The organism is Paractinoplanes deccanensis, from assembly GCF_016862115.1.
In the GTDB taxonomy this organism is placed as follows: Bacteria; Actinomycetota; Actinomycetes; order Mycobacteriales; family Micromonosporaceae; genus Actinoplanes; species Actinoplanes deccanensis.
Map to the genome: position 1 here is coordinate 1 of NZ_BOMI01000051.1, position 25,815 is coordinate 25,815.

The following is a 25,815-nucleotide window of genomic DNA, read 5'->3' on the forward strand; positions in this document are numbered from 1 at the left end:
CCCGGTTATGCGCCGCAGCGGCAGCCCGGCCACGCGCCGCAGGGTCAGCCCGGCTACGCGCCGCAGGGCCAGCCCGGTTACGCGCCGCAGGGTCAGCCCGGTTTCGCGCCGCAGGGTCAGCCCGCCGGCGCCCAGCCCGGCGAGGCCGGTTACACCCCGCCCGCCGGCGCCCAGCCCGGCTTCCCGCCTCCCAACGCCGGCGGCTTCCCCCCGCCCGGCGGCGGCGAGGCCCCGCAGGGCTTCGGCACCTTCCCCCAGGAGAAGAAGAAGGGCGGCGCCGGCAAGCTGGTCCTCCGCATCGGCGGCGCCATCCTCGTCGCCCTGGTCATCGCCGGCCTGAAGTTCGGCATCGGCAGCGCCCTCTTCGGCGACAAGGCCAAGGACGCCAAGGCCGGCGACTGCATCTCCTCCGGCAAGGAGGTCAAGGCCGAGGGCACCACCGAAACCGACGCCGACGTCGTCGACTGCACCTCCGCCGACGCCAAGTTCACCGTCGTGGCCCGCGTCGACGGCGAGAGCAACCCCGACAGCAAGTCCTGCGACAAGTACTTCAAGGAGGGCGAGGAGTTCTACGTCTTCGGCAGCACCTCCGGCAGCGGCTACCTCCTCTGCCTGCGCCCGAAGGCCTGACCCTCATCCCGGCGAGGACCCACAGCGGTCCTCGCCGGCCCGCCTCAAAGGCAGACCCCGCAGCGGCGAGACTTCCCGCATCTCCACAAAGTCGGTGTCCCGACCCGTCATCACCCGGAGCAGGCCGGCCAGGTCGTCCTCGTCGACAAGCCGCTGCCACCGTTTCAGGTTGCGCAGGTGTGGCTGCCCGCGTAGGCCTTCTCGAAGGCGTTCGATCTTGCGCAGCACGGCCGGGCGCCACTCGCTCCAGGCCTCGCTCGTCAGGCCGCCGGCGAGCCGGCAATGGAGCTCCCATGAGCGTTCCGGGTTACTCATGCGCCGCAACTCCCCACACTTCTCGCAGGTCGTCCTGCTGGAGGAGCAGCACGACGGCCTCGCGTTCGGCCACGTAGCGGACGTCCTCGACGTCGACGAGGAAGCGGCCCAGGTCGACGCGGAGGTCGGCCTCCGGGTGGCCGAGCAGGATCTGCATCAGTTCGAGGCGGTCCACGACGCCTCCTTCGCGCACGTCGGGCAATGCGGCGTCATCCCGCAGCCGCGGCACCGGCGATCGCCGACGCGCAGGGTGATCAGCCCCGCCAGAAAACCCACAATGAGCGCGGGCGCCACCGCCAAAGCCACGTTCATTTCCACTCTCCCGTGATCACGAATTCGGCCTTCACAGTGTCCAGCCGGCATCGATACGCTCGGAAGCCTCGATGGCCCTTTCTGGCGCTCGCGTGCAGTGAATGACTTTCACGTGTGGATCTGTGGCGGTGGGCGCATGTTCTGTGGCGGGGGTGTGGAACAGTGGGTGAACAGGCAACTCCCTCGGCGTTTCTGCTCGGCGAGCTGCGCCGGGCGCGATTGTCCGCCGGTTTGAGTCAGGAAGAGCTCGGCAAGGCGATCAACTATTCGGGCTCGCTCGTCAGCGCTGTCGAAAATGGTCAACGTCCGCCCGTGCACGAATACGTGGTCGCGGTCGACAAGGCGCTCAGCACCGGCGGCGTCTTCGAACGGCTGCTGAGCGGCCTGGTCAATTTCGATCAAGCGCCGGTCTGGTTCCGCGATTGGCTGGTCATCGAACGGGAGGCCACGCTCATCCGCTGGTTCGAGCCGCTCATCGTGCCCGGCATCCTGCAGACCAAGTCCTACGCCCACGCGATCATCGCGGGCTCCGGGATGACCGACGCGTCAGAGGTAGATCAGCGGGTGAGCTCCCGACTCGATCGGCAGGCCCTTCTCACCGGCGCCACCCCGCCGACCTTCGTTGTCGTCATCGACGAAGGGGTGTTACGTCGCTGCATCGGAACGCCGGCTGTCATGGCCGAGCAGTGCGCTCGTCTCCTCGAAGCCGGGGCCAGCCCGAACGTGCAGATCCATGTCATTCCGGCCTCTGCGGGCATGCATGCCGGCCTCGGCGGCGCCTTCACCTTGGCGAAGTCCAGGGATTTCGAAGCGGCTCACCTGGACAACCCTCTTCGTGCGCAGATTACCGACCGGCGCGATGACATTGATAGCCTTACCCGCAGGTGGGAGGCGGTGCGTGGCGACGCGTTGCCCCGCGTCCTTTCGCTCGCATTGATCGAGGAAGTGGCAAAGGCATGGCAGACCTGAGCGGTGCCGTGTGGCGTAAGTCGGCCCGCAGCGACAACGGTGGCAATTCCTGCGTCGAGGTGGCCAAGAACCTGCCCGGCGTGGTCGGCGTGCGTGACAGCAAGGACCGATCGGGCCCGGCGCTGGCCTTCGGACACGACGCGTGGGTGGCGTTTCTCGACGGTGTCAGGGCCGGGGAGTTCGATCTCCCCGAGTGAGTGCACCCTGAGTGCATCGGCCAACAGGCGGGTGCTGTGCTGTGAGGGTGAGTTCGCCAGCGCGTAGCAGAGAAGACGTCGTCAAGCAGGCGGCCGGGGCCGCGTCTCTCAGCGTGCTCGACGCCGACATCGCGGACTGCTTCGCCTGCCCGCGGCTGGTGGCGTGGCGTGAGGAGGTCGCCGCTACCAAGCGTGCCTCCTTCCGGAGCTGGGACTACTGGGGGCGGCCCGTCCCGGGCTTCGGCAACGCCGATGCGGAGATCGCGATTCTCGGGCTGGCGCCGGCGGCGCACGGGGGCAACCGGACGGGGCGGATCTTCACGGGGGATCGGTCGGGGGACGTGCTGTTCGCGGCGCTGCATCGGGCGGGGCTGGCCAATCAGGCGACCAGCGTCTCCGCCGATGACGGGCTGGCGCTGCGGCATCTGCGGATCTTCGCGGCGGTGCGGTGTGCACCTCCGGACAACAAACCTCTACCCGACGAAAGGGACAACTGCGCGCCGTGGCTGCATCGGGAGCTGAGCCTGGTCCGGCCGACCTTGCGGGTGGTGGTGGCGCTGGGCGCGTTCGCCTGGCAGGCCTGGTGGCCTGCGATGCGGGCGGTCTACGGGGTGCGGCCGCCGGTGCCGCGGCCGAAGTTCGGGCACGGGGCGCACGTGAGCCTGCCGGGAGTGCCCGATCTGCTGGGCTGCTTCCACGTGTCTCAGCAGAACACGTTCACCGGTAAGCTCACCCCGGCCATGCTGGACGACGTCTTCGCGCGCGCCAAGGAGCTGGCCGGTTTGCCCGGTTGATGGAGACAACGTGGACCTCGCTGCGGTGCGTCGCTGGTGGCCTCTGGCCGCCGTCCTCGTGCTGCTCTTCGTGACCTCGCTGGCCGCTACGCGCAGCGAGGCCCAGCTCGACGAGATCGTGCGTGACCAGCCGGTCGACGACACGCCGATCCTGCCGACGACGGTCCCGTCCGCCCAGGCCACCCAGGTGCCCGAGCCCGAGCCGGCGCGCGGCCTGCCCGACTGGGTCGGCACGGTCGCGCTCGTCCTGTTCGGCGTCGTCGCCGCGGTCCTGGTCGGCCTCGTCATCTACGCGGTGATCCGCGACCGGCGGGCGAAAAAAGGGAGAAATCCGAAGAAGCGTAAGCGCGCCAACGACCAGCGCACGGCGGAGGAGCTCGTCGCGGCGGCGCTCGACGCCGGCCTGGAGGAGCTGTCCGACACCGATCGCGACCCCCGCCGCGCCGTGATCGCCTGCTGGGTCCGCATGGAGCAGGCCGCGGCCGCCGCCGGCACGCCGCGCCACCCGGGCGACAGCCCCACCGACCTGGTCGGCCGCCTCCTCAACGAGCAGCAGGTCGACGCCGCGGTGCTCGCCGCGCTGCTCGAGGTCTACCGCCAGGCCCGCTACGCCACCCACACCGTCGACGACCAGATGCGCCGCCAGGCCCGCGAGGCCCTCCAGCGAGTCCGCGCCGACCTCGGCGTCCCGGCCGAGGTGAGGGCCGGATGAGCGCGGCCCGGCCGCGGTCGATGCGCGCGCCGAGGCGAGCGCCCGTTGAGCGCGGTGCCGGCCCGGTTCGGGTGCGCGCGGATGAGAGAGGGGCGCCCGATGAGCATGCGTGACCGCGCCGACTTCGTCCGGCAGACGCACACCCCGATGAGCACGGGCGGCCTCGACGACCTCTTCGGCTACCGCGAGGAGCCGGTCCCGGTCGAGGAGCTCACCCCGGTCGAGAAGCGGCGGTCCGCTCGCTCCTGGTTCCTCGTCAACGTGGCCGTCATCGCCGTGGTCACCGTCGTCGTCGTGGCGCTGCTGCGCTCCTCCGACATCGACATCTCCGTCGTCTTCGTCGTCACCGCGCTGATCGCCCTGCGCCTCGTGGTCCTCGCCGTCCAATGGGTCAAGGCTCCGCCGGTCCCCAAGCGGTCCGCCTCGCGGGGCATGTCGGGCAGGTCGGGCACCGACTCGCTCCGCGCGGCCGTCCGCCGATGGGAGAAGACGCTCCAAAGGGCGCACGACGACCCGGATCAGTACTGGCGTAACGTTCTGCCGGTGCTGGCGGAGCTCACCGACGAGCGTCTGCGGCTCCGCCACGGCATCACCCGCCAGTCGGACCCGCGGCGCGCCCGTGAGCTGCTCGGCGACCCGCTCTGGGCCGCGCTCCAGGGCGGCGAGAAGAAAAGCAAGCCCCGCGACTTGGCGACCTACGTGGACGCGCTGGAAAGACTGTGAAGAAGGGTGCCCCGGTGACCGAGACAGGCGTGCAGGCTCTTCCGCCGTACGAGGTGGGCAGGCTGGCCAATGCCGTCCTCGACTCGGTCGGCAGCGTCGTGGTGGGCAAGCGCGACTCCCTCGAGCTGGTCCTCGCCGGCATCCTCGCCGGCGGCCACGTCCTGCTGGAGGATCTGCCCGGCCTCGGCAAGACGCTGACCGCCCGCAGCTTCGCCCAGGCGCTCGGCCTCGACTTCCGCCGGTTGCAGTTCACCCCCGACCTGCTGCCCGCCGACGTCACCGGCTCCTTCCTCTACGACCAGCGCAAGGGCGACTTCGCCTTCCGGGCCGGCCCGATCTTCACCAACATGCTGCTCGCCGACGAGATCAACCGGACGCCGCCGAAGACCCAGGCCGCGCTGCTCGAGGCCATGCAGGAGAAGCAGGTCTCGGTCGAGGGTGTCACCTATCGCCTCGACCCGCCGTTCCACGTCCTCGCCACCGCCAACCCGATCGAGTACGAGGGCACCTACCCGCTGCCCGAGGCCCAACTCGACCGGTTCCTGCTGCGCGTCTCGTTCGGCTATCCGACCGCCGAGGAGGAGTGGGACGTGCTGCGCCGGCGCATGTCCCGCCGCCAGGAGGAGGCGTTCCTGACCCCGGTCGTCGACTCCGCGACCTTGCAGTCCATGCAGGCCGCCCTCGAGTCGATCACGCTGGAGGACTCGATCGGCCGGTACATCGTGGCCCTCACCTCGGCCACCCGCGAGCACGCCTCGGTGCTGGTCGGCTCGTCGCCGCGCGGCTCGCTCGCCCTGCTGCTGCTCGCCCGCGCGCGGGCCGCGATGGCCGGCCGCGATTTCGTGGTGCCCGAGGACGTCAAGGACGTCGCCGTCCCGGCCCTGGCCCACCGCATCACGCTGCGGCCCGAGATGTGGCTGCGCCGCGTCGACCCGTCGTTCGTGGTCGAGGAGGTTCTCCAGGCGACGCCCGCGCCGGCCAGCGGCGCCCTGCCCACATACGCGACGTGACCAACCTGGAGCTGCGGCTGCGCACCGCCGTCCCGCCGTCCGCGCCGGCCGACGGCGCGCCCGGTCCCGCCTGGGTGCCGACCCGGGCGCTGGGCCGCGCCGTCCTGCTCACCGGCCTGCTGCTGGTGCTCGGTGTCGCCCTCGGCCGCGTCGATCTCGTGCTGCTCGCCGCGCCGTTCGCCATCGGCGCCGCGATCGGCCTGCGCCGCCTGCCCAAGGCGTTCCCCGAGCTCACCATCCGTGCGGACGAGGACTATCTCGTCGAGGGCGGCAAGGTCGACGCCTCGGTCACCGTCAGCAACCCCGACGACATCTCGTACGACCTGGTCGTGGTCCGCGTCCGCACCTCGCGCTGGCTCCAGCTGGAGCAGGCGGACCGCCCGTTCGCGATCACCGTGCCCGCCGACGGCTGGGCCGCGGTCGAGCTGCCCGGCGAGGCCACCCGCTGGGGCCGGCAGGACGTCGGCCCGGCCGCCGCCCGCGTCGCCACCTGTGGCGGGTTGCTCGCGTGCCGCCCGGTGGTCACGCCCGCGCGCGACGTGCGGGTCTATCCGGTGACCGAGCCGTTCAACGCCATCGAGGCCATGCCGGCCGCCGCCGGTCTGGTCGGCGCTCACCGGTCGCGCCGCCCCGGCGAGGGCGGCGAGCTCGCGGGGGTCCGCCCTTTCGCGCCCGGCGACCGGCTGCGGCGCATCGACTGGCGCGTCTCCCTGCGTACGCGTGATCTGCATGTCGCCTCGACCCTGTCCGACCGGGACGCCGAGGTGGTGCTGCTGCTCGACGTGCTCGGCGAGGTGGGCCTGTCCGGCGGGGTCGGCGGCAGCGCCTCGGTGCTCGACACCACGGTCCGGGCCTCCGCCGCGATCGCCGAGCACTACCTTCAGCGCGGTGACCGGGTCTCGCTGCTCGAATACGGCGCCGCCGCCCGCCGCCTGCGCCCCGCGGCCGGCCGCCGGCAATACCTGACCGTGCTGGAGTGGCTGCTCGACGTCCGCCCCGATCCGATGGCCGACGACGAGCACGACTTCGGCGCCCACCACGTCTCGTCCGACGCGCTCGTCATGGTGCTGACCCCGCTGATCGATCCGCGGGCCGCCGACATGCTCGCGTCGCTCGCCCAGTCGGGCCGCTACGTCGTCGCCGTCGACACGCTGCCCGCGGGTGCCGCCCCCGAGGTGCGCGACCAGTGGACGCCGCTCGCCACCCGGCTGTGGCGCATCGAGCGCGACAACGTGCTGGGCCGCCTGCGCGAGCACGGCGTTCCGGTCGTCTCGTGGGCCGGCGCCGGCAGCCTCGACCTGGTCCTGCGGGACGTCTCCCGCCTCGCCTCGGCGCCCCGGGGGCACTGACATGCTCGCGCTGCTCACCCGCAAGATCGCCGGCGCGCGCACGGTGCTGACCCGGGCGACCGTGATGCCGTTCCTGGTGCGCTGCGCGATCGCGCTCTGCGGCCTGGTCGCCATGTCGGTCGCGTGGCCCCCGGCGCTGCTCGGCTCGCAGTTCTTCGCCCCGCTCGCGCTGGTCGCCCTCTATCCGGCGGTCGCGCCGCGCGGCCGGGGCGCCACCGTCGCCGCGCTCACCGTGGTGGCCGGCTGGCTCGTCGACACCGTCATGGAGGACGCGCCGGTCGCGCTCTGGCGGGTGCTGACGATCGCCACGGCGCTCTATCTTGGACACTCCTTGACCGCGCTGGCTGCCGTTCTGCCGTACGACGCCGTCGTCAACGCCGATGTCGTGGGCGTCTGGCTGGCCCGTGCGCTCGCCGTTGTCGTCATTTCGGCGGTACTCACCGTAGCCATTCTGGGACTCACCGCCGACCTTGCCGGAAGTGCGTTTTTGGTGGCTACTCTTGTCGGTCTGGCCGGTGCCGCGGGGGCCACGCTCCTCATAGCACGCCTCGTTCGCAGGATGTGAAATGTCCCCGAAATATGTGCGTCATAGCACTTGACAGATGGACTTGGGATAGATCACACCGAGAGGCGTTGCGGCCGCGGAAGCGCGACAATATAAGGCGTGAATCCGCAGCGCATTGTCGTCGTAGGGGCAGGTCACGTCGGGCTCTATGCGGCCCTGCGTCTGTCGAGGAAGCTCAGCCGCCGCAAGGCCGAGATCGTCGTCATCGACCCCCAGCCCCACATGACCTACCAGCCGTTCCTGCCCGAGGCGGCAGCCGGCAACATCGAGCCGCGGCACAGTGTTGTGCCGCTCCGCCGCGAGCTCAAGAAGTGCCGCGTCATCGTCGGCGAGGTCACCAAGGTCGAGCACGCGCGCAAGACGGTCACCGTCCAGCCCATCGAGGGCCCCGCGACCGAGATGGAGTACGACCACATCATCGTGGCGCCCGGCTCGGTCTCGCGCACCCTTCCGATCCCCGGTCTCAGCGAGCGCGGCATCGGCTTCAAGACCATCGGTGAAGCCATCTACCTGCGCAACCACATCATGGACCAGCTCGACGTCGCGGCCGTGACGCCCGACCCCGAGATCCGCAAGGCGGCGCTGAGCTTCGTCTTCGTCGGTGGCGGCTTCGCCGGCGTCGAGGCGATGGCCGAGATGGAGGACGTCGTCCGCGACGCCCTGAAGTACTACCCCGAGCTCGACCAGAAAGAGGTCAAGTTCGTCCTGGTCGAGGCCAGCAACCGGATCCTGCCCGAGGTCGGCGCCAAGATGGGCGCGTACGCGGCCCGTCAGCTCGCCAAGCGCGGCATCTCGATCCGCCTCGAGACGTTCCTCAAGTCCTGCGTCGACGGCAACATCGAGCTGTCCGACGGCGACAAGTTCCGCGCCGAGACCGTGGTCTGGACCGCGGGCGTGAAGCCGTCGCCGATGCTCGACCTCACCGACCTGCCGCGCGGCCCCAAGGGTCACGTCAACTGCCTGCCCACCCTCCAGGTGGTGGACAACGACGGCAAGGTGCTCGACGGCGCCTGGTCGGCCGGCGACTGCGCCCAGGTGCCCGACCTGACCAACCCCGGCGGCTGGTGCTCGCCGAGCGCCCAGCACGCGGTCCGCCAGGCCAAGGTGCTCGCCGACAACATCAAGTCGGTCATCCTCGGCGGCGAGCCCAAGGAGTACCGCCACAAGTACGTGGGCTCCGTCGCCGGCCTCGGCCTCTACAAGGGCGTGGCGCACGTCTACGGCATCAAGGTCCGCGGCCTTCCCGCCTGGTTCATGCACCGCTCGTACCACATGAGCCGGATCCCGTCGTTCAACCGCAAGGTCCGCGTCGTCGCCGACTGGACCCTCGCCTTCGTGCTGCGCCGCGAGACCATCGCGCTCGGCCAGCTGCACCACCCGCGCGAGGAGTTCCTCGAGGTGACCCCGCCGGTGCGGAAGCCGGAGGAGCGCGAGACCGTGGGCGCGGGCACCCGCTGAGGTAATCTCCGTTTCCGCCACCCGGCCGGCAACCTATACGGTGTCACCAGGCCCGCCCGGGTGGTGGAATGGCAGACACGGCCGCCTTAAAAGCGGCTGCCTCGCGCAGGCGTGCGGGTTCGAGACCCGCCCCGGGCACAACATCACATCACGACGCCGCAGGGTCGCTCCTGCGGCGTCGTCGCGTTTCAAGACCAAACGGTGGTACGCCACGCCGCGTCCCCCACCGCAGGATCACCGCCCCCGCGGCGCGGCGCGGCGTTTGCGCAGCTCAAGGCCGCAGCGCGCCTTTCGCGCCACTGCGTGGTGCCATCTTGGCACAACTGTGGTGCCATAAAGCCTTGCGGGTGGCGCCATGGCGTGCCACAGTAGTGCCATGGACTTGACCACGTATGTGAACACCCTCGGCCGCGAGTTCGCCACGCTGGCCGAAGCCGGCGGCGAGGAGTCGCGTGCGCTGGTCGAGCGCCTGACCGGCGCCCTCGAGTCGGCGATCCGCATGACCCTGCTCGAGGCGCTGTCCGCCGCCGCCGACGAGATCACCAGCGACCTGGCCCCCGGCTCCGTCGAGCTGCGCCTGCGCGGCCGCGACCCCGGCTTCGTCGTCACCCCGCCCCCGGCGGCGCCCGCCGCCGAGCCCGCCGCCGCGGCGGACACCCCCGCAAACGCGACCGAGAGCGACCTCTCGTTCGCCGAGGAGGGCCCCGCCGCCCGCATCAACGTCCGCATGCCCGAGCAGCTCAAGGCCGCGATCGAGGAGGCCGCGGCCAAGGAGGGCCGCTCGGTCAACGCCTGGCTCGTCCGGGCCGCCGCCGCCTCCCTCCAGCAGTCCGACCGGCCGCAGCGCCCCGAGCCGCGCGACAACGCCAAGCGCACGACCCAGCGCTTCACCGGCTGGGTGCGCTAGCCGCCTCCCGCTCCGCCGTTCCACTCCACGTCTCTGACCTGCGGAGACGGTTCCACCGACCCGTGAGGTAGGTACTCCCATGCCGAAATTCGACACCCCCGCATCGATCGCCGTCACGCTCGACTACTACATCGGCGACGTGCGGATCGTCGCGAGCGACCGCACCGACACCGTCGTCGAGGTCCGTCCCAGCGACGAGAACGACGAGTCCGACGTGCAGGCCGCCCAGCAGATCAAGGTCGACTACGTCAACGGCGAGCTGCGGGTGATCGGCCCCAAGCGCACCTTCGACTTCTCCAAGAAGTCCAAGGCGGTCGCCGTCTCCATCGAGCTCCCCGCCGGCTCACGGCTCGACGCCCACCTGGTGATGGGCGGCTTCCGCTGCACCGGCCGGCTGGGCGACACCCGCATCAAGAGCACCGGCGACATGTGGCTCGAGCAGACCGGCCCGCTGCGGCTGCACACCGGCTTCGGCGACGTCAGCGTCGACCGGGTCGCCGGTGACGCCGAGGTCTCCACCGGCTCCGGCAAGGTCCAGCTCGGCGAGGTCGACGGCGCCGTGGTCGTCAAGAGCGCCAACGGCGACACCACGATCGACGCCGTCGCGGGCGACGTCCGGGTCAAGACGGCCAACGGCGAGATCGACATCGAGCGGGCCGGCGCCGGCGTCGACGCGAAGACCGCCAACGGCCGCATCCGCCTCGGCCGGGTGGCCCGCGGCTCGGTGTCGCTCGACACCGCCGCCGGCCCGCTCGACATCGGCATCGCCGAGGGCACCGCGGCCTGGCTCGAGCTCAACACCGGCTTCGGCAAGGTCCGCAACGAGATGGACAACGTCAGCAGCCCCGGCGAGGCCGCCGAGACCGTCGAGGTCCGCGCCCGCACCGGCTACGGCGACATCCGCATCCACCGCTCCTGAACCCCCACGGAAGGGAAAGAGAACCATGGAAGGTCAGACCCCGGCGATCCGGGTGCACGGTTTGCGCAAGTCCTACAAGGACGTCGAAGTGCTCAAGGGCGTCGACTTCGAGGTGGCCCGCGGCAGCATCTTCGCGCTGCTCGGGTCCAACGGCGCCGGCAAGACGACAACGGTGCGCACGCTCGCCACGCTGCTGAAACCGGACGACGGCACGGCCGTCGTCAACGGCTACGACGTCGTCACCGAGGCCCGGCAGGTGCGCGAGTCGATCAGCCTCACCGGCCAGTTCGCCGCGGTCGACGAGATCCTCACCGGCCGCGAGAACATCATCATGATCGCCAAGCTGCGGCGGGTCGCCGACCCCGGCAAGCTCGCCGACGACCTGCTCGACCGCTTCGGGCTCACCGACGCGGGCGGGCGGCGCGTGGCCACGTACTCGGGTGGCATGCGGCGCCGTCTCGACATCGCCATGGGCCTCATCGGCGACCCGCCGGTCATCTTCCTCGACGAGCCGACCACCGGCCTCGACCCGGAGGCGCGCATCGAGGTGTGGAAGGTGATCGAGAACCTCGCCGGCGGGGGGACGACGGTCCTGCTCACCACCCAGTACCTGGACGAGGCCGAGAAGCTGGCCGACCGGATCGCGATCCTCCACCAGGGCACGATCATCGTCTCCGGCACCCTGGACGACCTGCGCAAGCTCCTGCCGCCCGCGAAGGTCGAGTACGTCGAGCGGCAGCCCACCCTCGAAGAGATCTTCCTGGCGATCGTCGGACAGAAGCAGGAGCAGCAGCGATGACCACGCACACGATCAGCGACACCGGCGTGATGCTCGGCCGGTCGATGAAGCACATCACCCGCAGCCTCGACACGATCATCACCGTCACGATCATGCCGATCGCGTTCCTGCTGCTGTTCCGCTACGTCTTCGGCGGCGCGATCCAGGCCAACACCGACAACTACACCAACTACCTGATGCCCGGCGTGCTGCTCATCGCGATCGCCAGCGGCATCTCGTACACCGGCTTCCGGCTCTTCAACGACATGCAGGGCGGCATCTTCGAGCGGTTCAACTCGATGCCGATCGCCCGCTCGTCGGTCCTCTGGGGACACGTGCTGACCTCGGTGGTCTCCAACGCCCTCTCGGTGGTCATCATCATCGGCATCGGCCTGCTCGCCGGCTTCCGCTCCTCGGCGGGCGTGCCGGCCTGGCTCGCCGTCGCCGGCATCCTGCTGCTCTTCACCCTCGCGCTGACCTGGATCGCGGTCCTCGCCGGCCTGTCGGCCTCGTCCCCGGACGGGGCGAGCGCCTTCTCGTACCCCATCATCTTCCTGCCCTTCATCAGCTCGGCCTTCGTCCCCACCGACACCATGCCGGCCGCGGTCGCCGCCTTCGCCGAGAACCAGCCGGTCACCTCCATCGTCAACTCGATCCGGGCCCTGCTCGCCGAGCAGCCGGTCGGCAACGACATCTGGATCGCCCTGGCCTGGTGCGCCGGCATCACGATCGTCGCGTACGTGCTCGCGATGCTCGCGTACCGCCGCAAGATCTCCTGACCCTTCCCGGGCCGTCCCGCCGCGATCACCCTGGTGACCGCGGCGATCGGCTATTCCGTGGAGACCTGGACGCCGGGCGACTTCATCCGCGTGTCGAGGCGGAACTCGACCCGCACGGGGTTGATCAGATACCAGCCACGCGCCTGGAAGATCCGGTCCAAGTACCGCGGAAACGTGGACATGACCGGCGGGTCCCATGACATGAAACGCAGAAAATCCTCCTCCGCCATCGACACGACGAAGTGATTGGGCGTGTAATCGAGAGCCGGGCTCCGGTAGCGCTCCGCCGTGCCGACCATCGTCCGGAGGACAGCCACGGCGCTCAGGTTTCGCCGGAGGAAACGCCGCCGAGGACTCGGATAGGTCCGGTCGACCTCGCTCTCGATGTCTCGCACCGCGTCCCGAGGGTCGGGCGAGGCGTCTTCCCATGTGATGGCCGGCGGTCCTCCTACGGGACGGACAGCCGCCGCCCGGTCCGTGGCCTCGGAAAGATAGGGATAGGGCGGAGTGATCTCATCGTCCGTGCTCGGCCTGGAACCCACGGCCTCGCGGGCGGCCGCGGCCACCGCCGCCGCGGTCGGCCGTCGGCTCGGCTCTTTGGCCATGGCCTCCTGCAAGATCGAGCGCATCCGCGGCGGAACGTCGGCGGGCAGCGGCGGTGGGGCATCGTGCTGGTGCATCGACGCGACTTCGTCCGGGGTGGCTCCGGCGAAGGGCGGTTCGCCGGTGAGACATCGGTACGCGATCGCGCTGAGCGCGTACACGTCGGAGGCCGGCGTGGCGACCTCGCCGGAGGCTTGCTCCGGTGAGGCGTAGAGGGCGGTGCCGAGCGGTACGTATTCGGACAGTCCTTCCCCCAGGACTCCGGTGCGGCCGAGGCCGAAGCCGGTGACGACGAGCGTGCCGTCCGGGCGGATCAGAAGGTTGCCCGGATTGACATCGCGGTGCACGACGCCGAATTCGTGAGCGGCCTGCAACGCCTCGGCGGCTTGCGCGACCAGAGCCATGGCGCGATCCGGCGTCATGCGCCCGGCCCGGCTCAGCGTGTGAGAAAGAGCGTCACCCTCGACGTACACCGTCACGAGGAAGAGGAAATGTTCTCCGATGCCGTAGTCGAAGACATCGACGAGCCCGGGATGGTTGATCCTGGCCAGTACACGCGCCTCGCGGCTGAAGCGCTCGGCGAAGCCGGGCTCCCGGGCCGGCGCGGGCGGGAAGACCTCGACGTTGACCGGCCGGCCGAACACCTCGTCGGTGCCGCGCCACGTGGTGCGCTCGCCGCCCACGGTGATCTGCTGGTCGAGACGGTAGCGGCCGCCGAGGACCACCCCTGGCGCGATCAAGCCGTCCCCGGACGGCACCGGGCGGGTGTCCTCGGCGGACTCAGCGGCCAGGCGAGCGGCAGCGGCCATCGCGCCGGCGGATGGCCACCGGTCGGCGGGATCCTTGGCCATGGCCCGCTCGACCAGGCTGCGCACGTTCGGGGGAATCTCGGGGGGCAGCGGAGGTGGCGTATCCCGGACATGCCCGATGGCGATCTCCACCGGCACCCTTCCCGCGAAGGGAGGACGCCCGGACAGGCATTCGTAGGCGATCACGCCGAGTGCGTAGACGTCGGAGACCGGCGTGGCGACTTCTCCGGAGAATTGCTCCGGGGAGCGGTTGGCCTCGAACGGTACCGGGTCCAGCGACGTGGCTATGGCGGTGGCAGCTCGCATGATGCGAGCCGTGACCAAGCCGGTGAGCATGAGGGTGTTGCCGAAGACGATGAGGAAGCTGCCGCTGTGGATGCTGCCGTGCACGAGGCCTTTCACGTGCATTGCTTGCAGCGCGTCGGCGGCCTGCGCGATCAGCGCCATCGTGTCGGTCGGCGCCAGTCGCCCGGCGCGGCTGAGCGCATCGTCGAGGGGTTCGCCCTCGACCAACTTCATGACGAGGAAAGCCCCATCTTGATCAACGATGATGTCGTGGACAGGGACGACGGCGGGATGGCGGATCGTGGCCAGCGCGCGAGCCTCGGTGCGGAACACGTCGGCGAAATTCGGCTCGCCGAGCAGCGCGGGCGACAATACCTGCACGGTTATCGTCCGATTCAGGACCTCGTCGGTGCCTCGCCAGACCTCGCCCAGCATGCTGACGCCGACGCGCTCACGGAGGCGGTATCGCCCGCCGAGCACCATGCCCTCGCCGATGCCGGCCCCGGTCAGTGGCTCGGGTGCGCTCGGCGTTCGCGTGACGGGTGGTGTCAGCCGCCGCACCAACTCCATCGGCATCCAGGCGAAGGGCCGCTCCGCCACCGCGGCCGCCGCCCCACCCTCCATAGTGGCAACCGCCTCGAAGGTCGCGTCGGACAGACCCGCGTTCGCGCTCACGTATTCGGAAACCGCCTGCACCACCTGCCGCATGTCCGAGACGCGCAGCTCGTTGAGCAGCAGGTCGCGCACCCCGGGCCGGAACTCGAAACGATGCAGCGTCTCGTCCGCGCCCACCCGGTGCAGCAGGCCCGACAGCAGGACCTCGGCTATGTGCGCCGGTCCCGACGCGGGCACCATCACCCGCTGGACGAGCCGGATGACCCGCAGGTCGAGGGGCACCGCGGCGAGGCACGTGGCCAGGCGGCAGGCCTCCGGCGACGCCGTGGCGAAGTAGGTGCCGACAAGGGTGGTCGCCTCATCGGGCCGGCGTTCGTCTCCCGGGGTCGCGTCCGGGGCCGACGCCGGTGAGAGAATCGCCGCCGCCATCTCCACACCGCCGTGGGCGGACCCGGCGACGGTCCTCGACCACGACGCGAACCACGCCGGCCGCAGCTCGACGACGGGCACCGGGATCTCGTCGTCCCGCAGGCCGCGCGGGCGCCGCCGCCTTTCGACGAAGGTCTGCTCGCTCGTGAAGGTGCCGGGCCGGAACGACAGGAACGTCCCGTTGCGCACGCGCAGCGCGGTGCGCGGCCAGAGGCGCTCCGGCAGTGGCTGCACGATGGTGACGTATCCGCGCTGGGACCAGGCGGTCAGCACCTTCGCCGCCGACCCGGTGCGCCAGACGTCCGCGGTCGCGTCGGTGAGCACCAGGAACACCCGGCGGCCGGAGAAGTCGACCAGCTCGCTCGGGCTGCGCGTCCCGTTGCCCGACGGGTCCGCCGTGCTCTCCGGGATGATCGCCGGACCGTCCGCTCCGTCGTGCACGAGATGCCAGAGCCGCACGTCGCGGAACGCGCCCAGTTGCCGCAGGGTGGCCAGCAGCTCCTCGGCGACGCCCGTCCACAGGCCCATGGACGGCGCCCGGTCGGCCACGACCACAGCGTCCAGCCAGCGCTCCTGGGCGGCGCGCAGCACGGGGCTGAACGGGCCGCCGTCGGCGATCCGCTGCGCGGTCGCGTCCTCGTCCAGCACCTCGAGGCGGCCGGTGTCGATCCGCCGCTTCAACGGCCGCAGGGCCCGCAGCAGCGCGCCGCGCGAGGGCAGCGCCGGCCCCTGCCGCACGGGGACGGCGCTGCCGGCCACCTCGACCGCCTCCGGCTCGCCGGCAACCGGTACATGCAGGGGCGCTCCTTCGAAGACCGGCTCCTCTCGCAGGCTCTCGACGGCCTCGGTGAGATCCAGCATCGGCTCGTCGTCGGGCTCGTCGGCGAGCGGGGCCACCTCGACGGTGGGCGACGGCGCGACGGGCTGCGCCGGCATCGCCGTACCCAATGCGGTCAGCTCCTCGATCGTGGACGCCAGCCACAGCGCCTCGGCGACCTCCAGGGCCTCCGCGGCCAGGCCGGCCCGGCGGAGCGTCTCGACGAGAGCCTCGGTTCGCATGGTCACACGGTGGAGGAGAGGCTGCGCAGCACGCTGTCGATCAGGCCGCGGCGGTCGGGGACGTCGACGTTCATGGTGAGGAAGACGGCGTTCAGCAATTGGTCGGTGGAGAGCCGGGCCGATTCGCGCTGGGCCAGGAAGTGCTCGATCAGGTCGGCCGAGCGTTGCCGGTAGGCCGCGCCGAGGTGCGACTCGACGATCCGGGCGAGGCGCTCGGCGGTGGGCACCGCCAGTTCGAGCCGGACGCAGCGGCGGAGGAAGGCCGGCGGGAAGTCGCGCTCGCCGTTGCTGGTCAGCACCACGATGGGGAAGGTGCTGCATCGCACGGTGCCGCCGGCGAGCGGCATCGGCTCCTCTTGGCCGTGCACGAAGACCTTCTCGCCCCGCTCACCACCCCGGATCAGCTCCGGTATGGCGAACTCGCCCTCCTCCAGCACGTTGAGCAGGTCGTTTGGCAGGTCGATGTCGCTCTTGTCGATCTCGTCGATGAGCAGCACCCGCGGCCGGTCGAACGGGAGCAGGGCGGTGCCGAGCGGCCCGAGGCGCAGGTATTGGCCGATGGCCGCGGGCGCTCCGGTGGCGCCGGTGTGGGGCAGGTTGCTGTCCTGGAGCCGGCCGATCGCGTCGTACCGGTAGAGCCCCTCCTGCAGCGTCGAGCGGCTGTTGATCGGCCAGCGCAGGACCGGGCCGAGGCCGAGCTCGTACGCGACCGCGTACGGCAGTGTGGACTTCCCCGTGCCGGGCGGCCCGGTGACCAGCAGCGGCCGGCGCAGGAAGAGGGCGACGTTGAGCGCCTCCAGTTCCCGTGCCTCCGGCTGGTACGTGCGGGCCCGTTCCAGGTCGATGGGGTTGCGCTGCCACCAGTCGTCCCCGTCCAGCCGCAGGCTCGGGGCGGCACTGAAGTTGCGCCACGGCGGCGCGGGCGGGAGCTCCCACTCGTGCGGCTCCCCGGATCCCCGGAAGATGTGCCAGTCCGTCATCGGCGATGCTCCGTTCCGTCAGGCGAGTTCGATGAGCGGGGCGTCCGGTTCCGGCCGGCGCTCGGGGTCGTCCCACAGCAGCACCACGCCGGTGCAGGACGGCTCCTCGCCGGCGGCCGCGGCGTTGCGGGTGCGCTGGATGACGTCGGGCAGCTCGCCGAGCTCGCATCCGGCGAGGAGCCGCGAGACGGTACGGCGAAAGCCGGCGCCGGAACACTCGCCGACGTGCCCGCCGGCCTGGTGCTCCGGGCAGGTGTCGCGGCTCCACAACGCGGCCGGCACCCCGGCGTAGAGGGCGACGCCGAGCGCGTCCTCCGCGTACTGCCGGGGCTGCCTGGCCAGGCCGAGCACCGCGATCTCGGGGCGCAGGCGCAGGCCGGCGTCGAGCTTGTCGGGGCTGGGGTCATCGTCGCAGGCGAGCCACTCGGCGCTGCCCGTCCCCGCGCGCAGCGACCGCCAGCGCGTCTGCCACGCGTGCCACGTCTCGTCGTCGGAGAGCCGCTCGAGGTCACGGATCACGACCGGGTTGGTGCGCCCTAGACGCGAGTACCTGCCGACGAGAAGGTTCTCGAAGTCCTCGTCGAACAGGTCGCCGGGCACCACGAACTCGATGCTCGCCCAGCCCTCGAGCCGCTTGAGCAAGGGCCGCAGAAGCCGTACGAGAAGCGCGCGGATGGCCGCCACGTCGCGGCCCTGCCCGTCGTCGCAGTACGTCTTCACGCTGCGCTTGCCGTTCTCGCGCACCCAGAGTGTCAGCAGGTAGCGCGTGCTGTCGAGCGCCGTGGGCACGACCTGCACGATGATCGACGGGCGGTCGCCGGCCGGCGTGTGCGCGGTGGCGGCGTCGCGGCGCCATCTCTCGAAGTCGTCGTACTCGCCTCGTCGCGCCGCCACCCGCACGGCCCATTCACGCAGTGCGTCCGCCACCGGCTTCGGTTCCCGCGCCGCGAGCCGGTGCACGAGCCGCAGCAGCGGGTGCGGCTCGCCGTGCCGGGGAAGCAGATCGGCGAGCAGGTAGCAGAGCTGGCGGACGTCGGTGATCGGCTCGGGCGGAAGCCCGGTGGCGGGCGCCACCGCCTCCGCGTAGAGCGCGCGCAGGTCGGGAGTGTCCTCGAGCCGGGTGATCAGCTCCAGCAACTCCACCTCCTCGCCGGCGTCCAACGTCGGCACGTCACCCGGCAGTGCGCCCTCGGCCAGCCCGCGCCTCAGGACGACCCAGGCACTCGTGGCGTGATGCCGGTCGTGCGCGCGCCACAGGTGTGCCCGCGCGGCCTCGGTCAGGGCACGCACGCCGCGGATGGGCACCAGCAGGCCACCGCGCTCGCTGTTGATCTCGCGGCTCGTCTTGATCACGCCGCAGACCGCGCCCCGGTCGAGATCGAGCACCGGCCCGCCGGACATGCCCGGCGCGATCTCGTCGCCCACGAAGCGCCACATCTCGTCCTCGTCGCCATGCGATCCGGAGAAGGTGCCGTACGCGGAATGCGATTTCAGCTCCGCGCTGTAGACCGACGAGTATCCGAGGAGGAACAGGGGTGTCCGGAGTGGGATGCGTTGTTCGCTGAGCCAGACGCAGTCGTGCTCGGGGGCCCGCGGCACGCTGATCACCGCGAGGTCGGGGTACGGCCACGGCTCGTCCGCCCGGCCGCGCGCCGCCGGCACCGCCTCGCTGACCTCTCCCGCGAGGTGGTGGCCCTGCCACACCACGGTGACCCGGCCGCCGGGAACGACGTGGGCGCACGACATCACTAGGCCGGGCCCGATCCAGAATCCGCTGCCCGCGTCGCCGTCGGCGGTCTCCAGGCGCACCAGGGACCGCCGCAGGTGCCGGATCGCGTCGTCGCGGGGCTCGGTTCGGAACGCGGAGGTCAACGGTTTCGCTCCGGCGGCTCGGTCAGCTCCGTGATGAAGGCACGGAGATCAAGGGCCGCCTCGGACCGGGACCGCGCGCTGACGTCCTGCGGACCGCCGCGCGAGGCGGGCGCGCTGGACAGGGCAGCCGCCCGTACGGCCTGCAGCTTGGCGTCGGTCTCGGCCGCCGCGACGCGCGCCTCGGATGCCTGGGCCGCCTCCGCCTGCGCCTCGGAGCGTGCCTGATCTGCCGCCTGGTTGGCCGCGTCTGCCGAGGCCTGCGCCGACTGCGCGGCCGAGCGGTGCACCTCGCGGCCGAAGAGCCAGCCGATGGCGGTGAACACGAGCGCCTCGACCGCCCCGAAGACGTAGACCCGGCGCTGCCAGACCACGTCGTCGCCGTCGGCTATCCAGATCATCGCGACGACCAGCGCGGCGAAGCCGACGAGCAGTCCCGCGGTCACGCCGAACTGCCGGCCCCACCGCCTGGTCTGCTCCGCGGCCGACGGCTCTGTCTGCTCTTGGGTCACGGCGCTCCTTCGAGGTAGAGGAGCACATGGTCGTCCTCGGACCGCAAGGCGGCAGTCGAGTTGCCGACACCCGGGCGCCCGAAAATGATTCGCCGTTTCATCCGTTCGGGATGACGCTCGGGGGATCGAGGGCTTTTTACGTTGGCTCCATGCGACTCACGCCGGGACGTCTGGTTGCCGGGGCAGCGGCCCTCGCGCTGCTGTCGGGGATCACCGGCGGCCTGCTCGGTGCGGCCGCGTCCGGTTCGGGCGGCGACGGCCGCCCGGCCGCGGCGGCCGCCACCGCCGGCGGTGGATGTGACGTGACCGCGGTGGCGGGGGTGGTGTTCCCGTCACTGGTCACGATCAACGTGCGGCGCGGCGCCGTCAGCGGTCTCGGCTCCGGCTCGGTGCTCGACCAGAACGGCAACATTCTCACCAACGACCACGTCATCGCGCCCGGGGTGGGCGGCACCGTCACCGTGGACTTCGCCCGTGGGGCCTCCGAGGTGCCGGCGACGCTCGTGGGACGCGACCCGGCCACCGATCTCGCGGTGGTCCGGGTCGACCCGGCCGCGGCCACGCTCACCCCGATCGCGATCGGCGACTCCTCCGCCCTGGTCGTCGGTCAGCCGGTGGTCGCGGCCGGTTCCCCGCTCGGGCTCAACAGCACCATCACCGCCGGCGTGGTCAGCGCCCTCAACCGCTGGATCGACGTGGGCCAGGGCGAGGAGCCGGCGGCCCTGGTCAACGCCGTGCAGACCGATGCGGCCGTCAACCAGGGCAACAGCGGCGGCCCGCTCGTCGACTGCTCGGGCCGCCAGGTCGGGGTCAACTCGGCCGGCGCGCAGCCGCCCGAGGGCGGTGGCGGCAGCATCGGGCTCAACTTCGCCATCCCGATCGACTTCGCCCGCTCGGTCGCCCAGCAGATCATCGAGACCGGCCGCGCCACCCATCCGGTCATCGGCGTCATGTCGGTCAGTGTGACCGACGAGATCGCCAAGGCCACCGGCCTGCCGCGCGGCGCCCTGGTGGAGCAGGTCGTGCCCGGCTTTGGCGCCGCGCGCGGCGGCCTGCGCCCCGGCGACGTGATCACCCAGGTCGGCGGCACGGCGGTGAACGGCACCGACCAGATGCTCGTCGCGATCCGCGCCCACCGGCCCGGCGACGTGGTCGACGTCCGCTATCAGCGCGGCGGCGCCACCCGGACCGCCCAGGTGCCGGTCAGCGAGCCCTAGACGAGAGCCCCGGAGACAGGAAAGGCGACGACGTGACCGGAACGGACACCACCACAGGCACGTCCACAGCTCAAAAACTCACCCTGCTGACGATGGTCTCGATGGTCGTCGGCTCGATGGTGGGTGCCGGCGTCTTCTCGCTGCCGAGGCGCTTCGCCGAGGAGACCGGCGTCTACGGCGCGCTGATCGCGTGGGGCATCGCCGGCGCGGGCATGCTCATGCTGGCGTTCGTCTTCCAGACGCTCGCCCTGCGCAAGCCGGAGCTCGACGCGGGCGTCTACGCGTACGCGAAGGCGGGCTTCGGCGAATATCTCGGGTTCTTCTCGGCCTTCGGCTACTGGGCCAGCGCCTGCGTCGGCAACGTCACCTACTGGGTGCTGATCATGTCGACGGTCGGCGCGATCTGGCCCGCGCTCGGCGACGGCGACACGGCGCTCGCGGTCCTGCTCTCCACCGTCGGCATCTGGATCTTCTTCTATCTCATTCAGCGGGGGGTCAAGGACGCCGCCGCGCTCAACCGGGTCGTCACGGTCGCCAAGGTCGTGCCGATCGTGGTCTTCGTCCTCATCGCGCTCTTCCTGCTCGACCCCGAGGTCTTCGCCGACAACCTGAGCGGGCCGAGCTCCTACGGTTCGCTCTTCGAGCAGGTCAAGGGCACCATGCTGGTGACGGTCTTCGTCTTCCTCGGCGTCGAGGGCGCCAGCGTCTACTCCCGGCACGCCAAGCGCCGTCAGGACGTCGGCCGCGCCACCGTCCTCGGCTTCCTCGGCGTCTTCGCGACCTTCGCGTCGGTCACCATCGTGTCGTACGGGATCCTGCCCAGCGAGGAGATCGCGGAGCTGCGGCAGCCGTCGATGGGCGGGGTGCTCGAGGCCGCGGTGGGCCAGTGGGGCATGGTCTTCGTGAGCGTGGGGCTGATCGTCTCGGTGCTCGGCGCCTACCTGGCCTGGACCCTGATGGCGGCCGAGGTGCTCTACGTCGCGGCGAACGACGACGACATGCCCCGGTTCCTGCGCCGCACCAAGCACGGCGACGTCCCGTACAACGCCCTGCTGCTGACCTCGATCCTCGTGCAGCTCGTCCTGATCGTCACCTACTTCTCCGAGGACGCGTTCAACTTCGCCCTGGACCTGACCAGCGCGCTCAGCCTGATCCCGTTCCTGCTCGCCGCCGCCTACGCCCTGAAGCTCGCCCTCACCCGCGAGACCTATGCGGAGCGCCCGGAGGGGCACGGGCGCGAGCTCACCGTGGGCGCCATCGCCGTCGCCTACACGATCTTCCTGCTGGTCGCGGCCGGGCCGAAGTTCCTGCTCGTGTCGCTCATCCTCTACGCGCCCGCCACGCTGCTCTTCGTCCAGGCGCGCCGGGAGCAGGGCCGGCGGCTCTTCTCCGGGCGCGAGCTCGTCATTCTCGCCGTCTCCGTCATCGGCGCCGTGGCCGGCGTCGTGGCGCTCGCGGCGGGCTGGATATCCATCTGAGGGAGTTGTCCATGGCCATCGAACACGGCGTCCACTCCGAGGTCGGCCGGCTGCGCAAGGTGCTCGTCTGCGCGCCCGGTCTCGCCCACCGCCGCCTCACCCCCGGCAACGCCGACGACCTGCTCTTCGACGACGTCATGTGGGTCGAGAACGCCCAGCGCGACCACGCCGACTTCGTCAACAAGCTGCGCAACCGCGGCGTCGAGGTGGTCGAGCTGCACGACCTGCTCGCCGAGACCATGGCGATCCCCGAGGCCCGCACGTGGCTGCTCGACCGCAAGATCATCGCGAACGAGGTGGGCCTCGGCCTGCTCGACGACACCCGCGCGTTCCTGGAGGACCTCAAGCCGCGCGAGCTCGCCGAGTTCCTGATCGGCGGCCTGGCCACGTCGGACCTGCCCGCGGAGTTCCGCAAGTCCGCCTACGTCTCGCTGGCCCGCGAGGCGACCGGCGTCCGCGAATACCTGATGCCGCCGCTGCCGAACACCCTCTACACCCGCGACACCACCTGCTGGCTGTACGGCGGGCTCACCCTCAACCCGCTCTACTGGCCGGCGCGGCACGACGAGACCCTGCTGATGAAGGCGATCTACGAGTTCCACCCGGACTACGTGGGCTCGAAGGTGTGGTGGGGCGACCCCGAGAGGGACTGGGGCCTGGCCACCTTCGAGGGCGGCGACGTGATGCCGGTCGGCAACGGCGTGGTGCTGGTCGGCATGAGCGAGCGAACCTCGCGGCAGGCCATCACCCAGGTCGCCCAGGCGCTGTTCGCGGCCGGCGCCGCCTCTCGCGTGATCGTCGCCGGCATGCCGAAGCTGCGGGCGGCGATGCACCTGGACACGGTCTTCACCTTCGCCGACCGCGACGTGGTCACCGTCTACCCGAACATCGTCGACGGCATCCACCCGTTCACGCTGGTGCCCGGCTCGTGGGGGGTCGACGTGATCGACGAGGAGGGCCGCCGCTTCGTCGACGTGGTGGCCGAGTCGCTCGGCTTCAAGGAGCTGCGGGTCATCGAGACGGGCGGCGACGTGTACGCCTCGGAGCGCCAGCAGTGGGACAGCGGCAACAACGCGGTGGCGGTCGAGCCGGGCGTGGTCTTCACGTACGACCGCAACACCCAGACGAACACGCTGCTGCGCCAGGCCGGCATCGAGGTCATCACCATCGTCGGCGCCGAACTGGGCCGCGGCCGGGGCGGCGGGCACTGCATGACCTGCCCGCTGATCCGCGACGCCGTCGACTTCTAGAACGATGTCCTTCCAGTACGACGCGCTGGTGCTGTTCCTGGCGTTGTTCGCCCTCTACAGCCCGGTCGCGGCCCTCTCGTCGTACCTGCCGATCATCCGCCCGTACACCCATGCGGAGCAGCTGCGGCTCGCCCTGGGCCTGGTCGTCAACGTCACGGTCTTCGTGCTGCTGGCCATCTGGGTGGGCGAGCCGCTCCTGGAGCTGCTGGGCATCAGCACGGCGGCGCTGACGGCCACGGGGGGCATCGCGCTGATCCTGGCGTCCGTGCCCCTCATGACCGGCAAGGCGACCCCACCCGCGCCTGAATCTGCCGCGCCTGTCGAATCCACGCCCGCCGCCGCGCCGGCGCCTTCTTCTTCTGCGCCGGCCGACTCCCTGCCGGCCGCTTCCTCTTCCTCTGCGCCGGCCGGCTCCCTGCCTGTCACCGCGCCGGCGCCTTCCTCTTCTGCGTCGGCCGGTTCCTTGCCCGCCACCGCCGGTCCGCCCGCCGCCGCCGTGCCCGCGTCCGCTTCTTCTGCGGCGGCCGCCGCCGTGCCCGCGTCCGCTTCTCCCGCGGCCGCCACCCCTTTGCCCGCGGCCGCCACTCCTTTGCCCGCCACTCCCGCCGCGCCTGGCCCGACGCACAAATCCGGCAAGTCGGTTTTGTTCACGCCGATCACGTTTCCGCTGACCGTCGGGGGCACGACGTTCGCGTTCGGGGTGGGGGCCTCGGCCGACGTCGGCAGCGCCACCGGGCGACTGCTCCTGTCGGTCGCGGCTCTGGCGTACGCGATCGTCACGGGTCTGACTCTTTATGCGGCCGGCCACGTCGAGCGCCGGATCTCGCCGGCCGCGGCGGCGATCCTCGACCGCATCGCCGGCATCCTGCTCACCGCGATCGCCGTGGTGCTCCTGACGAACGGATTCACCGAGCTGGCCCTGTCCGCGATCGACCGCTTTCAGTAACTTCACAGTTTCACGTTCAGCTGGTTCACAGCCTCGGGCGGCGCCAGGAGGTGACTCTTGGCCGTACCCTGGAAGAGCACGTCAAGGTGCCATTACCTCGTGCCTCAACCTCAAAGGAGGCTGGACACAGTGAAGACTACAAACCCGGTGCTTTCGCGCCTCGGCCAGGCGGCCGAGCGGGAGCGCACGGCCGGGTACGGGGCGTACGGCCCGCCCGGGGCCGCCCCGGGTTACGGTCAGCCGTACCCGACGGCGCCCGATTACCCCGCCGCCCCGCCCGCGGTGCGCCCGATGACGGTCGACGACGTCGTCGTCAAGACGGTGACGCTGCTCGGCATCACCGGCATCTCCGCCGTCGTCGCGTGGAACGTGGTGCCCGCCTCGGCCACCGGCGCCGCCTGGATCGCGGCCGCCATCATCGGCCTCATCCTCGGCTTCGTCATCTCGTTCTCGCGCATGGCCAACCCGGCGCTCGTGGTGACCTACGCGGTCGTCGAAGGCGTCTTCGTCGGCATGGTCTCCAAGACCTACCAGGAGTTCTTCGGCTACGACGGCATCGTCCTCCAGGCGGTGGTCGCCACCTTCGGCGTCTTCTTCCTGATGGCCGTGCTCTACCGGGCTCGCGTGATCCGGGCGACGCCCAAGTTCACCCGCGGCCTCATCGCCGTCATGGGTGGCCTCTTCGCCGTCATCCTGATCAACCTGGTGCTGTCGCTGTTCGGCTTCAACACCGGCCTGCGCGACAACGGCCCGATCGGCTACCTCTTCAGCATCGTCTGCATCGTGGTGGCCGCGCTCAGCTTCATCCTGAGCTTCAACGAGGTCGAGGAGGGCGTGCGGATGGGTCTTCCGCAGCGCTACTCCTGGGTCGCCGCGTTCGGCATCCTGGTCAGCCTGATCTGGCTCTACCTCGAGATCCTGCGCCTGCTCAGCTTCTTGCAGAGCGACGACTAGCGATCCTCACCCGTCAACGCCCGGCCCGCCTCCCCGCGCGCCGGGCGTTGCCCTTTCCGGCTCGCCTACGGCGCTGCCGCCTTTGGGTCGCCGCTCTGCCGCGTTGCTGATCGGGCCCCCTGCGGCTCCGCTGCCCTGTTGTCCCTGCGCATCGCCGGCCCTCCCGGCTGCCGGGTCGCAGGTCCGTCCGTTGCGTCCTTTTCATGCCGTAGCCACTCGTTGACAGCCGCGCCACCCGCCGGGCCGTGTCGCCCGCTCGGCCGCGCCGCCCACCCACGGCCCCGCCCGTCGACCCAGCGGCGGGGCTTATCCACAGCTGCGGCGTCTATCCACAGGGCGCCCGCGTGATCTCGCGTTTTTGGCAATAATGCCTCTCAGGATGGAGGCCCCCT

At 71.0% G+C, this 25,815-nt stretch carries 26 protein-coding genes and 1 tRNA gene; 20 read left to right on the forward strand and 7 right to left on the reverse strand.

Annotation, left to right across the window (positions count from 1 at the left end):
• On the forward strand, window positions 1–630 hold a 630-nt coding region (locus Ade02nite_RS14200), incomplete at its 5' end, for an LppU/SCO3897 family protein (protein WP_203762165.1).
• 3 nt (window positions 631–633) lie between these two features.
• On the opposite strand, the gene Ade02nite_RS14205 is transcribed toward Ade02nite_RS14200, so the two are convergent.
• Genes Ade02nite_RS14205 through Ade02nite_RS14215 form a run of 3 tightly spaced genes read right to left on the reverse strand, consistent with a single transcriptional unit; the run spans window position 634 to window position 1,257 of the window.
• Window positions 634–945, reverse strand: a complete 312-nt coding sequence (locus Ade02nite_RS14205) for a hypothetical protein (RefSeq protein WP_203762167.1) — start codon at window positions 943–945, stop codon at window positions 634–636.
• Window positions 938–1,120 (reverse strand): hypothetical protein, encoded by a 183-nt coding sequence (locus Ade02nite_RS14210; RefSeq protein ID WP_203762169.1) that lies wholly within the window; start codon window positions 1,118–1,120, stop codon window positions 938–940. Before Ade02nite_RS14210 ends, Ade02nite_RS14205 begins: the two co-directional genes overlap by 8 nt.
• Complete coding sequence (locus Ade02nite_RS14215; protein WP_203762171.1) at window positions 1,102–1,257, reverse strand: hypothetical protein; 156 nt, start codon at window positions 1,255–1,257, stop codon at window positions 1,102–1,104. The genes Ade02nite_RS14210 and Ade02nite_RS14215 overlap by 19 nt, the downstream gene beginning before the upstream one ends.
• Before the next feature lie 162 nt (window positions 1,258–1,419).
• Here Ade02nite_RS14215 and Ade02nite_RS14220 point away from each other — a divergent pair, with 162 nt between their 5' ends.
• The 14 genes from Ade02nite_RS14220 (at window position 1,420) to Ade02nite_RS14285 (ending at window position 12,417) form a co-directional block, all read left to right on the forward strand.
• Window positions 1,420–2,226 (forward strand): helix-turn-helix domain-containing protein, encoded by an 807-nt coding sequence (locus Ade02nite_RS14220; RefSeq protein ID WP_239168742.1) that lies wholly within the window; start codon window positions 1,420–1,422, stop codon window positions 2,224–2,226.
• Window positions 2,214–2,423, forward strand: a complete 210-nt coding sequence (locus Ade02nite_RS14225; RefSeq protein ID WP_203762173.1) for a DUF397 domain-containing protein — start codon at window positions 2,214–2,216, stop codon at window positions 2,421–2,423. Before Ade02nite_RS14220 ends, Ade02nite_RS14225 begins: the two co-directional genes overlap by 13 nt.
• Window positions 2,424–2,536: 113 nt before the next feature.
• Window positions 2,537–3,217: a uracil-DNA glycosylase gene (locus Ade02nite_RS14230; protein ID WP_239168743.1), complete on the forward strand. Its 681-nt coding sequence runs from the start codon at window positions 2,537–2,539 to the stop codon at window positions 3,215–3,217.
• Between the two features lie 10 nt (window positions 3,218–3,227).
• Window positions 3,228–3,929 (forward strand): DUF4129 domain-containing protein, encoded by a 702-nt coding sequence (locus tag Ade02nite_RS14235; protein WP_203762176.1) that lies wholly within the window; start codon window positions 3,228–3,230, stop codon window positions 3,927–3,929.
• Window positions 3,930–4,028: 99 nt separating this feature from the next.
• A complete protein-coding gene (locus Ade02nite_RS14240; RefSeq protein ID WP_239168744.1) occupies window positions 4,029–4,652 on the forward strand; it encodes a hypothetical protein in 624 nt (207 codons plus the stop codon).
• A gap of 14 nt (window positions 4,653–4,666) precedes the next feature.
• Complete coding sequence (locus Ade02nite_RS14245; RefSeq protein WP_203762178.1) at window positions 4,667–5,662, forward strand: AAA family ATPase; 996 nt, start codon at window positions 4,667–4,669, stop codon at window positions 5,660–5,662.
• A 5-nt stretch (window positions 5,663–5,667) separates the two neighbouring features.
• Window positions 5,668–7,011, forward strand: coding sequence for a DUF58 domain-containing protein (locus Ade02nite_RS14250; protein WP_379038512.1), 1,344 nt, complete (start codon window positions 5,668–5,670; stop codon window positions 7,009–7,011).
• 1 nt (window position 7,012) lies between these two features.
• Window positions 7,013–7,576: a hypothetical protein gene (locus Ade02nite_RS14255; RefSeq protein WP_203762182.1), complete on the forward strand. Its 564-nt coding sequence runs from the start codon at window positions 7,013–7,015 to the stop codon at window positions 7,574–7,576.
• Between the two features lie 99 nt (window positions 7,577–7,675).
• Window positions 7,676–9,034 carry an NAD(P)/FAD-dependent oxidoreductase gene (locus Ade02nite_RS14260; RefSeq protein WP_203762184.1) on the forward strand — a complete coding sequence of 453 codons (1,359 nt, stop codon included), beginning with the start codon at window positions 7,676–7,678 and terminating at the stop codon, window positions 9,032–9,034.
• Window positions 9,035–9,088: 54 nt separating this feature from the next.
• Window positions 9,089–9,172 (forward strand) — tRNA-Leu (locus Ade02nite_RS14265).
• A 238-nt stretch (window positions 9,173–9,410) separates the two neighbouring features.
• Window positions 9,411–9,941, forward strand: a complete 531-nt coding sequence (locus Ade02nite_RS14270) for a ribbon-helix-helix protein, CopG family (RefSeq protein WP_203762186.1) — start codon at window positions 9,411–9,413, stop codon at window positions 9,939–9,941.
• Between the two features lie 79 nt (window positions 9,942–10,020).
• Window positions 10,021–10,860, forward strand: coding sequence for a DUF4097 family beta strand repeat-containing protein (locus Ade02nite_RS14275; RefSeq protein ID WP_203762188.1), 840 nt, complete (start codon window positions 10,021–10,023; stop codon window positions 10,858–10,860).
• Between the two features lie 25 nt (window positions 10,861–10,885).
• Complete coding sequence (locus Ade02nite_RS14280) at window positions 10,886–11,659, forward strand: ABC transporter ATP-binding protein (protein WP_203762190.1); 774 nt, start codon at window positions 10,886–10,888, stop codon at window positions 11,657–11,659.
• On the forward strand, window positions 11,656–12,417 hold the full coding sequence (locus tag Ade02nite_RS14285) for an ABC transporter permease (RefSeq protein ID WP_203762192.1): 762 nt from the start codon (window positions 11,656–11,658) through the stop codon (window positions 12,415–12,417). The genes Ade02nite_RS14280 and Ade02nite_RS14285 overlap by 4 nt, the downstream gene beginning before the upstream one ends.
• Window positions 12,418–12,467: 50 nt before the next feature.
• On the opposite strand, the gene Ade02nite_RS14290 is transcribed toward Ade02nite_RS14285, so the two are convergent.
• Genes Ade02nite_RS14290 through Ade02nite_RS14305 form a run of 4 tightly spaced genes read right to left on the reverse strand, consistent with a single transcriptional unit; the run spans window position 12,468 to window position 19,578 of the window.
• Window positions 12,468–16,217, reverse strand: coding sequence for an FhaA domain-containing protein (locus Ade02nite_RS14290; RefSeq protein WP_203762194.1), 3,750 nt, complete (start codon window positions 16,215–16,217; stop codon window positions 12,468–12,470).
• Between the two features lie 2 nt (window positions 16,218–16,219).
• A complete protein-coding gene (locus Ade02nite_RS14295) occupies window positions 16,220–17,197 on the reverse strand; it encodes an AAA family ATPase (RefSeq protein ID WP_203762196.1) in 978 nt (325 codons plus the stop codon).
• Between the two features lie 18 nt (window positions 17,198–17,215).
• Window positions 17,216–19,069 (reverse strand): VMAP-C domain-containing protein, encoded by a 1,854-nt coding sequence (locus tag Ade02nite_RS14300; RefSeq protein ID WP_203762198.1) that lies wholly within the window; start codon window positions 19,067–19,069, stop codon window positions 17,216–17,218.
• Window positions 19,066–19,578 (reverse strand): hypothetical protein, encoded by a 513-nt coding sequence (locus Ade02nite_RS14305; protein WP_203762200.1) that lies wholly within the window; start codon window positions 19,576–19,578, stop codon window positions 19,066–19,068. The genes Ade02nite_RS14300 and Ade02nite_RS14305 overlap by 4 nt, the downstream gene beginning before the upstream one ends.
• 149 nt (window positions 19,579–19,727) lie before the next feature.
• Here Ade02nite_RS14305 and Ade02nite_RS14310 point away from each other — a divergent pair, with 149 nt between their 5' ends.
• The 5 genes from Ade02nite_RS14310 to Ade02nite_RS14330 all read left to right on the forward strand — a co-directional run bounded on the left by Ade02nite_RS14310 (window position 19,728) and on the right by Ade02nite_RS14330 (window position 25,423).
• Complete coding sequence (locus Ade02nite_RS14310; RefSeq protein WP_203762202.1) at window positions 19,728–20,795, forward strand: S1C family serine protease; 1,068 nt, start codon at window positions 19,728–19,730, stop codon at window positions 20,793–20,795.
• 32 nt (window positions 20,796–20,827) lie between these two features.
• Entirely contained in the window at window positions 20,828–22,273 is a 1,446-nt protein-coding gene (locus tag Ade02nite_RS14315; protein WP_239168745.1) for a basic amino acid/polyamine antiporter, read from the forward strand.
• An 11-nt stretch (window positions 22,274–22,284) separates the two neighbouring features.
• Window positions 22,285–23,523, forward strand: coding sequence for an arginine deiminase (locus tag Ade02nite_RS14320; protein WP_203762204.1), 1,239 nt, complete (start codon window positions 22,285–22,287; stop codon window positions 23,521–23,523).
• 4 nt (window positions 23,524–23,527) lie between these two features.
• Entirely contained in the window at window positions 23,528–24,469 is a 942-nt protein-coding gene (locus Ade02nite_RS14325) for a MarC family protein (protein WP_239168746.1), read from the forward strand.
• Window positions 24,470–24,598: 129 nt separating this feature from the next.
• The gene (locus tag Ade02nite_RS14330; RefSeq protein WP_203762206.1) at window positions 24,599–25,423 is read left to right on the forward strand and encodes a Bax inhibitor-1/YccA family protein; all 825 of its coding nucleotides are present in this window, start codon (window positions 24,599–24,601) and stop codon (window positions 25,421–25,423) included.
• Window positions 25,424–25,815: the final 392 nt, after the last annotated feature.

Coding starts and splice junctions, on each gene's coding strand:
- Ade02nite_RS14320 (WP_203762204.1), top strand. CDS start 22,285: ATGGCCATCGAACACGGCGTCCACTCCGAGGTCGGCCGGCTGCGCAAG.
- Ade02nite_RS14255 (WP_203762182.1), top strand. CDS start 7,013: ATGCTCGCGCTGCTCACCCGCAAGATCGCCGGCGCGCGCACGGTGCTG.
- Ade02nite_RS14225 (WP_203762173.1), top strand. CDS start 2,214: ATGGCAGACCTGAGCGGTGCCGTGTGGCGTAAGTCGGCCCGCAGCGAC.
- Ade02nite_RS14205 (WP_203762167.1), bottom strand. CDS start 945: ATGAGTAACCCGGAACGCTCATGGGAGCTCCATTGCCGGCTCGCCGGC.
- Ade02nite_RS14275 (WP_203762188.1), top strand. CDS start 10,021: ATGCCGAAATTCGACACCCCCGCATCGATCGCCGTCACGCTCGACTAC.
- Ade02nite_RS14280 (WP_203762190.1), top strand. CDS start 10,886: ATGGAAGGTCAGACCCCGGCGATCCGGGTGCACGGTTTGCGCAAGTCC.
- Ade02nite_RS14270 (WP_203762186.1), top strand. CDS start 9,411: ATGGACTTGACCACGTATGTGAACACCCTCGGCCGCGAGTTCGCCACG.
- Ade02nite_RS14325 (WP_239168746.1), top strand. CDS start 23,528: ATGTCCTTCCAGTACGACGCGCTGGTGCTGTTCCTGGCGTTGTTCGCC.
- Ade02nite_RS14310 (WP_203762202.1), top strand. CDS start 19,728: ATGCGACTCACGCCGGGACGTCTGGTTGCCGGGGCAGCGGCCCTCGCG.
- Ade02nite_RS14285 (WP_203762192.1), top strand. CDS start 11,656: ATGACCACGCACACGATCAGCGACACCGGCGTGATGCTCGGCCGGTCG.
- Ade02nite_RS14295 (WP_203762196.1), bottom strand. CDS start 17,197: ATGACGGACTGGCACATCTTCCGGGGATCCGGGGAGCCGCACGAGTGG.
- Ade02nite_RS14215 (WP_203762171.1), bottom strand. CDS start 1,257: ATGAACGTGGCTTTGGCGGTGGCGCCCGCGCTCATTGTGGGTTTTCTG.
- Ade02nite_RS14240 (WP_239168744.1), top strand. CDS start 4,029: ATGAGCATGCGTGACCGCGCCGACTTCGTCCGGCAGACGCACACCCCG.
- Ade02nite_RS14290 (WP_203762194.1), bottom strand. CDS start 16,217: ATGCGAACCGAGGCTCTCGTCGAGACGCTCCGCCGGGCCGGCCTGGCC.